This window comes from Wolbachia endosymbiont of Protocalliphora sialia, assembly GCF_053891855.1.
Genome location: NZ_JAIUJX010000001.1, coordinates 49190 through 63312 on the forward strand (window position 1 = coordinate 49190; position 14123 = coordinate 63312).

Genomic DNA, 14123 nt, shown 5'->3' on the forward strand with positions numbered 1-14123 from the left:
ATTAATCCTCTATTTTCTCTACTTGAGCCAAATCAAGCTCTATTATTGTTGGCTTACCTAAGATTGATACTTCAACATTAATAATTTTTTTCTCGTCATTTACCATATCTACCCTACCAGTAAAATTTTGAAAAAGACCATCATTAATTTTTACTTTTTCACCTTTCTCATAACCATAACTCAACTTTTTCGTTTCTTGAGCATTGTAAAGCGCACTACACATTGAGCGAATCTCATTATCCTCAATCACCTTTGGAACATTACCATTTTTCAAAAATCCATAAACCTTAAGAGATTTTGGTATATTATTAATAAAATTTAATACCTCATCGCATAAATTCATGTATAAAAAGACATAACCAGGAAAGGACTTCCTTCGTTTAGCATTTTTTTTAGATTTTAAATCCATCTCACTTAATTCTTCACAAGGAATAAAAACCCTATTAAAATAATTATTAATATTCAATCTCATAGAATTTTCTAATATATATTGGCGCACTTTCTCTTCATAATTAGAGGCAACTCTTAAAATGTACCACTTATATCTATTAAATTCCTTACGTTTTAAAATTACCTCATCATCTGAAATCATCTCAAAATTACCAGACTCATCACCACAAAACCCAGTCATTTGATTCAAAATATTTTTGCTTTCATCACACAGATGCATACATATATATACTTCACATAACTCTTTTATATCAGATTTTACATCACATACTGTCTGATAAGGAACAAACACCTCCTTAAAGTAAACAGTATTGGTTGCCAACTCGCATATATCCTTCTCATACCCGTAATCGACTTTAATGATATACCATTTATACTTATATTCCATAAATAATTCCAAATAAAGTCTTAATTACGTAAAGAGACATAAAATCTACGAAGCAAAAGAAAATCGAAAAGCATAATATAACAATTATTACAGTAAACAAAGATGACAATACCTGCTGTTTCTTTATCCAAGCAATTCTCCTTATTTCTTGCTTTATATCGCAAAAAAAAACATACAGGTTTTTTAACATTTCTACCATAACATTAATGCAGGAGCGATAGGAATTGAACCTACAACCTCTGGTTTTGGAGACCAGCGCTCTACCAATTGAGCTACACTCCTATAATTCAAATTTACTCTAAAATTTCCGAAACAACACCAGAACCAACAGTTCTACCACCTTCTCTTATCGCAAAACGCAATCCTTTATCCATTGCTATTGGTACTTGCAATTCCACTTCTATACTTACATTATCCCCTGGCATTACCATCTCCTTTCCATCTAGCAATTTTATGCTCCCAGTTACATCCGTTGTCCTTAAATAAAACTGTGGCTGATAATTTCCAAAAAATGGTGTATGCCTTCCTCCTTCTTCTTTCTTCAATATATACACCTCCGCATTAAATTTCTTATGCGGAGTTATTGTCCCTGGTTTTGCCAATACTTGCCCTCTCTCCACTTCTTCTCTCTTTGTTCCTCTTAGTAGTATTCCTACATTGAGTCCTGCACTTCCCTTATCTAGCAACTTCTTAAACATCTCAACACCAGTACATATCGTCTTTTGCGTCGCTTTCAGACCTATTATCTCTATCTCATCCCCTGTCTTTATCTCCCCCTTCTCTATTCTTCCTGTTACTACCGTTCCTCGGCCCGATATTGAAAATACATCTTCTATTGGCAATAAAAACGGCAAATCTATAGGCCTTGGAGGTACTGCCACATACTCATCTAACTTCTCCATCAATTTATCTATTGATTTCTTTCCATACTCACTACCATCATCCTCTAATGCTTTTAACGCAGACCCAACTATCACAGGCACTTCATCACCTGGAAATCCATACTTACTCAGCAACTCTCTCACTTCCATTTCCACCAAATCTATCATATCAGCATCAGCAACATCAGCTTTGTTTATATATACCACGATATATCCAACACCCACTTGTTTTGCCAGCAATATATGCTCTCTCGTTTGTGGCATCGGCCCATCAACCCCTGACACTACCAATATTGCTGCATCCATCTGTGCTGCACCTACTATCATATTCTTTACATAATCAGCATGTCCAGGGCAATCAACGTGTGCATAGTGTCTCTTTTCTGTTTGATATTCAACATGCGCTGTTGCTATTGTTATCCCTCTCTTTCTTTCTTCTGGCGCTTTATCTATCTGATCATATGCTACAAAATTACCATAATGCTTTGTTATCGCCGCTGTTAACGTTGTCTTCCCATGATCCACATGTCCTATCGTTCCCACGTTTACATGCGGCTTTCCAAATGCTTCTACTATCGCTGTCATAATTACTAACCTTTAATTATACTTTAACTTTAACTCATCAACCACATATTGTGGCACTTGTTCATAACAAGAAAAATGCATACTATACTGAGCTCTTCCCTGAGATATAGAACGCAAAACATTTATATAACCAAACATATTTGCAAGAGGAACCGAAGCAGTAATTATTTTGCTATTATTACCTAAATCCAGCATATCAATAACACTGCCTCTTCTACTATTTATATCACCCATAACATCACCCATATATTCTTCAGGAGTAATGATTTCCACTTTCATTATAGGTTCTAGCATTTTTGGACCAGCTTTATTTGCCATTTCCTTAAAAGCACCTTTAGCAGCAAGTTCAAAAGCCAAAGGACTAGAATCAACATCATGAAAAGCACCATCAAGAAGAGTAGCCTTAAAATCAATCAATGGAAAGCCAGAAATTATACCACCTTCTTTTATCAACTCTAAGCCATTTTGCACTCCAGGTATATACTCTTTTGGAATAGCACCGCCTACAATTTTACTTTCAAACTGAAAGCCAGAACCAGGCTCAAGAGGTTCGAATTTTATTTTAACTTTAGCAAACTGACCAGCACCACCTGATTGTTTTTTATGAGTGTAATCAATTTCAACAGATTTAGTGATAGTTTCACGATATGCAACTTGAGGCGCACCAACGTTAGCTTCAACATTAAACTCGCGCTTCATTCTATCAATAATAATCTCAAGATGCAGCTCACCCATACCTTTCAATATAGTCTGCCCACTCTCCGCATTTACTGACATCCTCAAAGAAGGATCTTCTGCAACTAATCTATTCAAAGCAACACCTAATTTTTCCTGATCTGAGGTAGTTTTCGGTTCTATAGCAGTTTCAATAACAGGATCAGGAAATTCCATACGCTCTAATAGTATAGGAAAATCAGATGAACATAAAGTATCACCAGTAATTGTTTTCTTTAATCCAACTAAGGCAACTATATCACCAACTTTAGCTTCGTTTATATCTTCTCTGTTATTTGCATGCATAAGTAACATTCTACCAATTCCTTCAGTCTCATTCTTTCCAGCATTTAACACAGCAGATTTAGATTTTAACTTACCGGAATAAATACGAATAAACGTCAAGCTACCTACAAATTTATCCGTCATCACTTTAAACGCAAGAGCAACGAATTTCTCTTTTTCTGAAGGTTTGATCTCAATTTTCTTTTCTGAATCTTTAGGATCAGTTCCAATAATTACATCAACATCAATAGGAGAGGGTAAAAAATCAACCACACCATCTAAAAGTGATTGCACGCCTTTGTTTTTAAAAGCTGACCCACATAATACAGGGACAAATTTTCCTTTAATGGTCCCTCTTCTCACACACTTTTTCAATAAATCAGTTGGCAGATCGTTAGATTCAAAGTAAATATTTATCGCCTCATCATCCATTTCAGCTGCAGCATCTAATAAAAGATTTCGATACTCTTGAGCCTTATCAAGCAAATCAGAAGGAATATCTTCATAAGAAAATTTAGCGCCTAATGTTTCTTCTTGCCATATAATAGCTTTCATAGAAATAAGATCGATTATGCCTTTAAAATCTTTCTCACTTCCTATTGGCAACTGAATAACTAAAGGTGATGCGCCAAGCTTCGTTTTTATCATATCGACACATCGATAAAAATTTGCCCCTATTCTATCCATTTTATTAACAAAGCAGATACGAGGAACGGTATATTTATCAGCTTGACGCCAAACCGTCTCAGACTGAGGCTCAACTCCAGCAACTCCATCAAATACAGCAACTGCACCATCCAAAACCCTCAAAGATCTCTCAACCTCAATAGTGAAATCAACATGACCAGGAGTATCTATTATATTAATCCTATGATCATTCCAAAAACATGTTGTTGCAGCAGAGGTGATTGTAATGCCACGCTCCTTCTCTTGCTCCATCCAATCCATAGAAGCCGCACCATCGTGCACTTCACCAATCCTATTTTGTTTACCAGTATAAAATAAAATACGCTCTGTTGTGGTGGTCTTGCCAGCATCTATATGAGCCATTATTCCTATATTTCTATACCTAGATATTAAAACTTCCATACCACAATCAATCAGCTAATATTAAAAACGAAGATGAGAAAATGCCTTATTAGCTTCAGCCATTTTATACTTTTCTTCACACACCTTAAATGCACCACCACATTTATTATAAGCATCTAATATTTCAGACTGCAAACAATAAACAGTAGTTCTACCACTCTTTTTTCGAGCAGCAGAAGTTGCTCTAGCAATCCACCTTAATGCCAAAGAAATTGCTCTATCTTGACGAATTTCAACAGGTACTTGATAAGTTGTACCACCAATACGTCGAGAACGCACTTCTATAGAAGGAGTAACATTTTCTACTGCTGTTTCAAAAATTGATAAGGCATCTTTGCCTATTTTCTTTTCAGCTAAGGACAAAGCACTATAAGCAATCTTTTCTGCAATAGATTTTTTACCACATTTCATAATTATATTAATAAAACGCATAACCAAGACACTACCATAACGAGAGTCAGGGCTTGTTCTTTTTTTTGCTTTATTACGACGTGCCATAAATTTTAACCAGATTTCTTTACACCATATTTTGAACGAGCTTTCTTTCGATTTTGCACACCACGTAGATCAAGAGCACCTCTTATTATGTGATAACGTACACCCGGCAAATCCTTAACTCGCCCGCCACGTATTAAAACAACGGAATGCTCTTGTAAATTATGACCTTCGCCAGGTATATAAGCCGTCACTTCACCGTATCCACTAATCTTTACTCTAGCTACCTTACGTAGTGCTGAATTAGGCTTTCTAGGAGTTGTAGTATATACCTTAGTGCAAACACCCCTTCTTTGAGGATTGCATTTTCCCAAAGCTGGCACCTTCTTCTTGCGAATTAACCCTGATCTACCCTTACATATTAATTGACTTATCGTAGGCATATACTGTAAATTTAAAACTCTGAAAATAACTAAGTCTTAGTTATAAAATAATAAACCTCAATAGTCAATATAAAAATAAACATTACTACTCTAAATAATCTCAGCCTAATTGCTTTGAAAGCTACTGATAATTATATGCTAAAGCGCATATTGGTTTTAATATTAAGAAATTATCACTTGCTGTAGTCGAATTAATATAGATATGGAACAAGTAATATACTGTGATGGCTATCAAAGAATATGCAGAAAATAATCCTTATAATAGAGCCAAGAGTTTCTAACATTAATGCAAAAATACTAACCGAATTACCAGTAAAGCCAGATGATTTTTACAATCCTACTCTTGACACTTAGATTTAATGCAGCTACCCTAAGTTCAAAATTCTATACTCAATTTTGCTGTTCTTGCATACAAGGAACACGTTTTTAGAATAATGAAAACAATCAGCGCTTTAATTAAAGAAGGGTCAAAGCTACTATCATCACATAGAATTGAATCACCACATTTGGATTGTGAAATCATCATGCAATACGTACTTGGAGTAGAAAGATCATTCACAATCATGAATCACACCAATCAGGTACCAAGAAACAAAGAGCTTCTATTCTGGAAATTAACAAAAAAAAGAGCAGAAAGATATCCAATATCGCAAATAATAGGTAATCGTGAATTCTGGAGTAAAAATTTTATAGTTAACCAACATGTTCTAGATCCAAGACCAGATAGTGAGACAGTAATTTCAACAGTGTTAAAATATTACCAAAATAAGAAGCAAAAAATAAAAATTGCAGATTTTGGCACAGGCACAGGCTGTTTGTTGATCTCCATACTTAGTGAGTATGAATATGCTATTGGAGTTGGTTTTGAAAAAAGTCTGGAAGCATACAAAATTACCTGCCAGAACACAAAGAAACATAATCTTCTCAACAGAGCTAAAATATTTCCAAATTCGTGGACAGAATGTAGAGATTTATTTGATCTCATAATAAGCAATCCTCCATATATTAAAAGAAGTAAGTTAAAAAATCTGCAAGCTGAAGTGCAAAAAGAGCCAAGAATTGCTCTTGATGGTGGTATCGATGGATTGAGCTGTTACCTGAGTATTTTTCCAATATTGAAAAAGTGCCTTAAAAAAGATGGGTTTGCGATACTGGAAATAGGCGAAGATCAAAGCAATATTGACAAAATAATACCCTTATATGGACTGGCTTTTCAGGAATACGTATACGACTTGGCTGGAATGAAAAGATGCATTGTTGTAAAGCAAGATAAAGAACATGACTAGTAGAACGCTAGCTTTCTAAGAACCTGTTCATAATCTCAAGAAAGGCATAAAGTAAGAAATAGAGTGTATAAATTAGGATATATGAGGAGTGTATACCCAAGTGACATAAGTCGAGAGAAGTTTGAGATTATTTCACCAGATCTGGAGTCTTGTGGAAAAAACAAAACCAAAAAAACTTGATTTGTATGATATATTTTGCGGAGTGTTGTACGTCCTAAAAAGTGTTTATCAGTGGAGGATGCTACCAAAAGAGTTTCCCAAAACGGCGCAATTGTTATGATTATTTCAAAAATGGAGTGAAAAAGTAAAAGGAAATAAAAAAAAGTATTTTGGAGTGCATGTTAAAAAAAATAGTTAGTGTGGTCCGACAAAACAATGTTTGGAAAGAAAAAACCAGCTTTTGCATAATTGACGCTCAGAGTGTAAAGAACGCAGACACTGATGAAGAAAAAGGCTATGACGCTGGTAAAAAAATCTCAGGAATAAAACGCCATGTCGCACAAGATATAGATGTTTGCTATTTATTCTTAAGCTTATTTAAATAGCATTTTACTTTTTTAGTATGTAGAGATTTTCTAGAAATTATTCTATTGAATTCTATGATATTATTTTTTGTAGCATTGTTATACATACCATAAGAGTGAACTGACGAAATTTGTAAAGTAGCTTTATGGCTTAGCTACATGATACTAACACTCAAGTAAATTTTCATCAATGGCGCAATTTGCTATGTCTATATCTCACATAACTTACAACTTGCTTTACTCCTTTTACTTTTCTTGCAATTGCTATTACAGCTTTTAATTCTGCCTTATTTTGAGCTATGCCCATCAAATAAACGACTCTATCAACTGTATTAACACTATAATTAATTGATTTAATATTTCTTTTTCCCAAAAGCCTTGTGCTTATCTCTGCTGTTATCATACCATCTACAGTAACATCTAGCATAGAAGCCATTTTAATTGGTGTGACTCTTATTTCATTTATCACTTCTTTAATCTCTTTTTGCTGCCAAGCTATTTTCTCTGCTGTGAGTTGCTTTTCATGATTATCAACATTTCCAATGAGTAATACTCTTCCTTCACTCACTTTAACTTTTATAGATGAGAACAGTCCGTGCTTTAAGAGTCCCTTATTGATTCTTATTACTATAGTTGTATCATCAATAATGTTTCCCAAGGATTTATCTTGCATTGTTATTGATGTAGCCGCTGCAGTTGCTGTTACCACTATACCACTTACAAGAGCCGTACAGCCACTCTGTGTAATCAGAAAAATTGCGAGTAAGAAGCTTGCTATTAATCTCATTATTAATTTCCAGAGTTTAGAGCCTTAATTAAAGAATATTAATAAGCTTTTTTTATTGTGTAAATACTATAAATTGAATAAGCCTTGAATATTTCTAAGACAGTACTTATCTTAATAGTGTTAGTTAAAGTAATTCAGGCTTAGATTCATAGTGGAGTTAACCAGTATTATAAGTTCAGTCTGTGGTACTAAGATCTAATCTTTAAATTGTATAAGATGACAGAAGTGGTTATCTATAAGTTAATGAAGGGCTCTTGCGGATATGGCGAAATTGGTAGACGTGCCAGGTTTAGGTCCTGGTGAGCTTGCTCGTGGGGGTTCAAGTCCCTCTATCCGCACTTAAAGTCATGTAACTCAGGTTTTAAGAGAAAATTTATAATCACTAAGTACACTTTTGTTTGTATAAGAACCTGTTCTTAAGGATTGTATTTAACTTAAATTCTGGTAAAGTGGCTTTATTAAAACATAAATAAAATATTGATAACAGGTTGTAATGTCTAGTAATATACCTCAAAATGCAGTCGAAGCAGATACATTAAGTAATATATATACCTATAAGGAACTTAGTGTAGATAAACTAAAGTATGAGTATGAAATCACAGTTAGTAGTGATTATATAGAACAAAAGATAAACTCTAGATTACAAGAAATAGCGAAGAATGCAAAATTGCCTGGATTTAGATCAGGAAAGATCCCTTACGATCTTGTTGTTACAAATTATAAAAACGAAGCTTTGGAATATGTGATAAACGATACGATTGACTATTGCTCAAGTGATTTAATGAAAAAAATCGAAGTTAAGTCTCACATCCATCCTAAGGTTGATATTATGTCATTACCAAACCTGGATAAAAAGGATGAAAAAGGCGACTTTCTGTACAAATTATCTTTTGAATCGATGCCAAAAGTGCCAGTGATAGATCTTGATAAAATAAATTTGAAGAAAGTTAAGGCAAAAATCAAAGAGGGAGACATAAAAGAATTTATTGATTCTATAAAAACAAAATTTCCTAACTTTGTCTCTGTTGATGATGTTTCTTATCAAGCAAAAAACGAGGATAAACTGATAATTGACTTTGAAGGGCGAATTAGAAATAAGCTCTTTCAAGGTGGAAGTGGCAAAAACTTTACTGTTAATTTAGGATCTGGAACATTTATAAATGGTTTTGAAGATCAATTAATTGGCATGAAAAAAGGGGAAACAAAAAGCTTTAAGTTGAGATTTCCTGAAGATTACCAGGTAATTTCCCTTGCGGGGCAGGAGGCTGCTTTTTCTGTTCGAGTCAATGATATTCAGATTGCCAAAGATTTGCAAAGTGATAATGAAATAGCTAGGGGAATTGGTTTTGAAGATCATTCTTCGCTAATAAATCATGTAAAAGAAGTAATTGATAATCAGTGTAAAAAAATGGGAGATCTCTTAATTAAGAAAGAGCTATTTGATTGTTTGGATGCTAGTTATAGTTTTGATTTGCCTATAGAAGTAGTAAAACAGGAACAGCAGAGAGTGGAAAGAGAGTTGAATGCTAAAGGTGATTCTTGTAAAGAAGCTGAAAGACGTGTAAAGCTTGCAATGCTATTTATGGAGTTCAGTAAAGAATATGAAATATCATTAACTCAAAATGATATTATGAACGTTATTGTAAATCAATATGTCAGTAAAGATGTATCATTTGACAGAGTATTTAAACATTTTAAATCAGATGGACAATTTCAGGAATTAGTTAGAGGGCAAGCGCTTGAGTATAAAGTGACAGATTATATGATAGAAAAAGTTAGTAAAGAAGAACAGATTGTTTCTGTGAAAGAATTAAAGGAATTATTTGATAATATTTGATAGGAAAAGGTATGACTCTTATACCAATTGTAGTTGAACAAACTAGTCGCGGTGAGCGGGCTTATGACATATATTCAAGGCTAGTAAAAGAAAGAATAATTTTCGTAACTGGCCCTATTGAAGACAACATGGCCAGCGTAATAGTAGCACAGCTTTTATTTTTAGAATCGGAAAATCCCGATAAAGACATTTGTATGTATATTAACTCACCAGGTGGTGTTGTAACTGCTGGTTTGTCGATTTACGATACAATGCAGTATATAAATCCAGACGTTTCAACTTTGTGTATAGGTCAAGCTGCATCTATGGGTTCTTTGTTGCTTACAGCTGGTGCGGAGGGTAAACGTTACTCGCTACCTCATTCAAGAATTATGATACATCAGCCATCTGGTGGTTATCAAGGTCAAGCAACTGACATAGAGATACATGCTAATGAAATTTTGCGAGTTAAGAAAAAACTAAATCAAATTTATGAAAAACATACTGGAAATTCACTAAAGAAAATTGAAGGAATGATGGAAAGAGATAAATTCATGGATCCTGAAGAAGCAATGAAAATTGGCTTAATTGACAGAGTAATAGCTGAGCGTAAAGATATGAAGATTGAAAATATTAAAGTTAAACAAAAGGTAGTTTAATGGATAACAATAATGATTTACACTACTGTTCTTTTTGTAACAAGGCACAAAACGAAGTAGATAAATTGATTACTAACTCTTCAGATGGTTTAAAGGTGTTCATTTGTAATGAATGCATAGAGTTATCCCATAAAGCAATAAGTCAAAAGAAAGAGAGAGCTTTTAATTCAGATCATATATCTGATATGAAGCTATTACTAAAGAAACCTGAAGATATAAAAAATTTTCTTAGTAAGCATGTTGTAGGTCAGGAACATGCGCAACACGTTTTATCTGTGGCTATGTATAACCATTGTCAATCCATGGTGCAACTTCATTCTATAAGTGATATTGAAATTGAGAAGTCAAATATAATGCTTATTGGCCCTACTGGTTCTGGTAAGACTTTGCTAGCAAAAACACTTGCTAAAGTTTCAGATGTGCCATTTGCTATGGCCGATGCGACAACTTTGACTGAGGCAGGTTATGTAGGTGATGATGTAGAAAGCGTGTTGTCACGTCTATTACAAGCTGCAAATTATGATGTTGCAAAGGCACAGCATGGTATAGTGTTTATCGATGAAATAGACAAGATCACAAGAAAGTCTGAAAGCGCTTCAATAACCCGTGATGTTTCAGGTGAAGGGGTCCAACAAGCTCTACTAAAAATCATGGAAGGTACGGTTGCTTATGTTCCTCCACAAGGAGGGCGAAAACACCCGCAACAAGAGTTTATACAAGTAGACACTAGTAACATACTATTTATTTGTGGAGGAGCTTTTGAAGGCCTAAATAAAATTATTGAGGCAAGAAAAAAGGGAACATCAGTTGGCTTTGGAGCAGATATAAGTCAGTCTAAAGCACAAAAGAAAAAAAATGCTTTACGCAATGCTCAACCTGAGGACTTAATCAAATTCGGTTTGATACCCGAATTTGTAGGACGGGTTCCAATAACTGCTGTTCTAGATGAGCTGGATCACGAGGATTTAATACATGTGTTGACAGAGCCAAGAAATGCGCTAGTAAAACAATATAAAGCATTGCTTGCATTTAGTAAAGTAAACCTTGAGTTTTCAGATGAAGCAATATCAGCTATTGCTAAAAAAGCTATAAGCTATAAAACAGGTGCAAGGATGTTACGTGCTATCTTAGAGTCACTTTTACTTGATGTTATGTATATATCCGGCAACGGAGGTTTTGAAGGTAGCACTATAACGGTTACTAAGAAAATGGTAGAATTAGGCAAAGCGACGATTAATCATAATAATAAGGGTAGTGTTATAACGGTTAATGATTAATTTGAGGCATATATTATGAGTATTGGACGTGCTGTAAACTTTAATTCTACTGTATTACCAGTATTACCTCTAAGAGATGTAGTAATTTTTCCAAATATAATGTTGCCTTTATTCGTAGGTAGAGAAAAATCTGTTCATGCACTAGAGTATGCAATAAGTAGCAGTAGTCACCAAAACGAGATTTTTCTCATAGCACAAAAAGATGGTTCTATTGATAATCCAGAGCCAGAGAATCTTTATGAAGTAGGCGTGTTAGCAAACATTATACAACCATTAATAAAACTGCCTGACAATGCAGTAAAAGTCATGATTCATGGGGTAAGAAGGGGAAGAGTTATAGAATATATTAGCTCTCACACTTTGTTACAGGCCAGAGTAGCGTTAGATGGTCATTATGAGTATGGAGAAAATGAAGATAATATTGATTTAGAAGCTTTAAGGCGTTCTGTTATAGATGCATTCGACAATTGGTGTAAACTAAGCAAGAAAAGTCGACCCGAGATTATTATTGACCCCATTGATCAAGTTAAAGAGGTTAATCAAATTGTAGATATGATAGCTTCGCACTTAAATATAAAGGTATCAGATAAGCAAAACATACTTGAAGTTTATAACCCAAAAGAGCGTTTAAAAAAAGTTTTTGCTCTTATTGAGAGAGAAATAAGTATTTTGAGTGCACAAAACCGCTTGTATAAGACAATTAAATCACAGATTGAAAGTACTCAAAAAGTTTATTACCTTAATAAGCAATTAAAAGCTATACAGAAAGAATTAGGTGAGTTTGAAAATGGAGATGAAGGGAATATACTCAATGAATTTGAAAAAAAGATAAATGAAACAAAGCTTTCTGAGGAAGCAAAAAAGAAAGCCATAACTGACTTAAAGAGATATAAGAAAATGAATCCCATTTCTCCTGAAGCAACAGTTATATCTAGTTACTTGCATTGGTTGCTTGATTTGCCATGGGGAAAGTACAAAGATGCAAAAATTAACTTAAATGCGGCTAAAAAAATCTTAGATGAAAATCATTATGGCATAGAGAAAGTAAAAGATAGAATAATAGAATTTTTAGCAGTATTAAAGAGAGTAAAAGAGATAAAGGGTCCTATACTTTGCTTAGTTGGACCACCTGGTGTTGGTAAAACTTCTTTAGCTAAGTCTATGGCAAAAGCAGTAGGAAGAGATTTTGTTCGCATATCTCTTGGTGGTATACGTGATGAGTCTGAAATACGAGGACACAGAAAAACTTATATTGGCTCAATGCCTGGTAAAATCATTCAACACATGAAAAAAGCTAATTCATGCAACCCGCTTTTTCTGCTTGATGAAATAGATAAGATGGGTTCTGATTCGCGTGGTGATCCTGCATCTGCATTACTTGAGGTTTTGGATACTGAGCACAATAAACACTTTACGGATCATTACTTGGAAGTTGAATTTGATCTTTCAAGTGTAATGTTTGTAGCTACGGCAAACAGCTTAAATTTGCCACATCCTTTGCGTGATAGGATGGAAATTATACAATTATCTGGATATAGCGAAGATGAGAAGATCAGTATTGCTACGCATCACCTTATTCCAAAATTAAAAAAAGAGCATGGTTTGCATCAGAAGGAGTGGAAAATAACTAATGAAGCATTATACGAGTTGATACGTTTATATACACGTGAGAGCGGCGTGCGAAGCATGGAAAGGGAACTTGCAAAGCTCATGAGAAAAGCAGTTAAAGCAATATTAACTGATAAAAATAAGAAAATATCCGTAGAGGTTGGTAATTTACAAGATTACCTAGGGGTACGTAAGTATACCTTTGGCATTGCAGAAAATGAGAGTTTGGTAGGGGTAGTAACTGGTCTCGCCTATACTGAAACAGGTGGTGATATTTTAATGATAGAGTCAGTCCTAATTCCGGGCAAGGGGGAAATAAAATACACAGGAAAGCTTGGAGAGGTTATGCAAGAGTCTATAAAAGCTGCGTATAGTTATGTGCGATCAAATTGTTTATTTTTCGGTATAAAACCCGAAAAATTTCAAAATAATGATATACATTTGCATGTACCTGAGGGTGCTGTGCCAAAAGATGGTCCCTCTGCTGGCAGTGCAGTATGTACATCTATTGTTTCTCTTATGACAAATATACCAGTTAACAAAAGTGTTGCTATGACAGGTGAAGTAACATTGCGTGGTAGAGTGTTGGCTATTGGGGGTTTGAGAGAAAAATTGCTTGCTGCGCTAAGAGGATCAATCAAAACTGTGATTATACCAAGTGAAAATGAGAAAGATATGCAAGAGATTCCTGCAAATATAAAAGAAGAAATCAATGTAATTTTTGCTGAGAATATTGATGAAGTTATAAAAGTTGCTTTGATGCACCCTATTACTTCAATTGATGATAATAACGAAATTAGTGTGTCTAGCTCCATAGAAAATAAGGATAATACCTTCCCTTCATCAGAAACATTAAAGCACTAAATTGAAAAGGTTTATGCAATTTTCGTTTCTTT

General features: G+C 34.4%; 12 protein-coding genes, 2 tRNA genes and 1 pseudogene. 7 read left to right on the forward strand and 8 right to left on the reverse strand.

The features are described 5' to 3' along the window. Position 1: 1 nt before the first annotated feature. The 7 genes from nusG to rpsL all read right to left on the reverse strand — a co-directional run bounded on the left by nusG (position 2) and on the right by rpsL (position 5270). A complete protein-coding gene (nusG, locus tag LB100_RS00180) occupies positions 2 to 838 on the reverse strand; it encodes a transcription termination/antitermination protein NusG (protein ID WP_456200913.1) in 837 nt (278 codons plus the stop codon). After that, positions 828 to 1037, reverse strand: a complete 210-nt coding sequence (gene secE, locus LB100_RS00185; protein ID WP_127463720.1) for a preprotein translocase subunit SecE — start codon at positions 1035 to 1037, stop codon at positions 828 to 830. Before secE ends, nusG begins: the two co-directional genes overlap by 11 nt. Positions 1038 to 1047: 10 nt before the next feature. Next, positions 1048 to 1120, reverse strand: a tRNA-Trp gene (locus LB100_RS00190). Between the two features lie 11 nt (positions 1121 to 1131). Next, positions 1132 to 2304 (reverse strand): elongation factor Tu, encoded by a 1173-nt coding sequence (gene tuf / locus LB100_RS00195; protein WP_264336932.1) that lies wholly within the window; start codon positions 2302 to 2304, stop codon positions 1132 to 1134. A gap of 12 nt (positions 2305 to 2316) precedes the next feature. After that, positions 2317 to 4392 carry an elongation factor G gene (gene fusA / locus LB100_RS00200; protein ID WP_456200915.1) on the reverse strand — a complete coding sequence of 692 codons (2076 nt, stop codon included), beginning with the start codon at positions 4390 to 4392 and terminating at the stop codon, positions 2317 to 2319. 21 nt (positions 4393 to 4413) lie between these two features. Beyond that, complete coding sequence (gene rpsG / locus LB100_RS00205) at positions 4414 to 4890, reverse strand: 30S ribosomal protein S7 (protein ID WP_456200916.1); 477 nt, start codon at positions 4888 to 4890, stop codon at positions 4414 to 4416. A gap of 5 nt (positions 4891 to 4895) precedes the next feature. After that, positions 4896 to 5270 carry a 30S ribosomal protein S12 gene (rpsL, locus tag LB100_RS00210; RefSeq protein WP_456200917.1) on the reverse strand — a complete coding sequence of 125 codons (375 nt, stop codon included), beginning with the start codon at positions 5268 to 5270 and terminating at the stop codon, positions 4896 to 4898. Between the two features lie 434 nt (positions 5271 to 5704). Here rpsL and prmC point away from each other — a divergent pair, with 434 nt between their 5' ends. After that, positions 5705 to 6556: a peptide chain release factor N(5)-glutamine methyltransferase gene (gene prmC, locus LB100_RS00215; protein WP_019236648.1), complete on the forward strand. Its 852-nt coding sequence runs from the start codon at positions 5705 to 5707 to the stop codon at positions 6554 to 6556. Positions 6557 to 6637: 81 nt separating this feature from the next. After that, positions 6638 to 7062 (forward strand): annotated as a pseudogene (locus tag LB100_RS00220) (transposase); the annotation flags it as partial. A 205-nt stretch (positions 7063 to 7267) separates the two neighbouring features. Here LB100_RS00220 and LB100_RS00225 read toward each other — a convergent pair. Next, positions 7268 to 7867 carry a BON domain-containing protein gene (locus LB100_RS00225; RefSeq protein ID WP_108784706.1) on the reverse strand — a complete coding sequence of 200 codons (600 nt, stop codon included), beginning with the start codon at positions 7865 to 7867 and terminating at the stop codon, positions 7268 to 7270. Positions 7868 to 8123: 256 nt separating this feature from the next. On the opposite strand from LB100_RS00225, the gene LB100_RS00230 reads away from it, so the two are divergent. The 5 genes from LB100_RS00230 to lon all read left to right on the forward strand — a co-directional run bounded on the left by LB100_RS00230 (position 8124) and on the right by lon (position 14091). Beyond that, a tRNA-Leu gene (locus LB100_RS00230) sits at positions 8124 to 8205 on the forward strand. Positions 8206 to 8360: 155 nt separating this feature from the next. Next, positions 8361 to 9704: a trigger factor gene (gene tig, locus LB100_RS00235; protein ID WP_264719574.1), complete on the forward strand. Its 1344-nt coding sequence runs from the start codon at positions 8361 to 8363 to the stop codon at positions 9702 to 9704. Between the two features lie 11 nt (positions 9705 to 9715). Then, on the forward strand, positions 9716 to 10342 hold the full coding sequence (gene clpP / locus LB100_RS00240) for an ATP-dependent Clp endopeptidase proteolytic subunit ClpP (RefSeq protein ID WP_108784694.1): 627 nt from the start codon (positions 9716 to 9718) through the stop codon (positions 10340 to 10342). Then, on the forward strand, positions 10342 to 11619 hold the full coding sequence (clpX, locus tag LB100_RS00245; RefSeq protein WP_456200920.1) for an ATP-dependent Clp protease ATP-binding subunit ClpX: 1278 nt from the start codon (positions 10342 to 10344) through the stop codon (positions 11617 to 11619). The genes clpP and clpX overlap by 1 nt, the downstream gene beginning before the upstream one ends. 15 nt (positions 11620 to 11634) lie before the next feature. After that, a complete protein-coding gene (lon, locus tag LB100_RS00250; RefSeq protein ID WP_456200922.1) occupies positions 11635 to 14091 on the forward strand; it encodes an endopeptidase La in 2457 nt (818 codons plus the stop codon). The last annotated feature ends 32 nt before the right edge of the window (positions 14092 to 14123 follow it).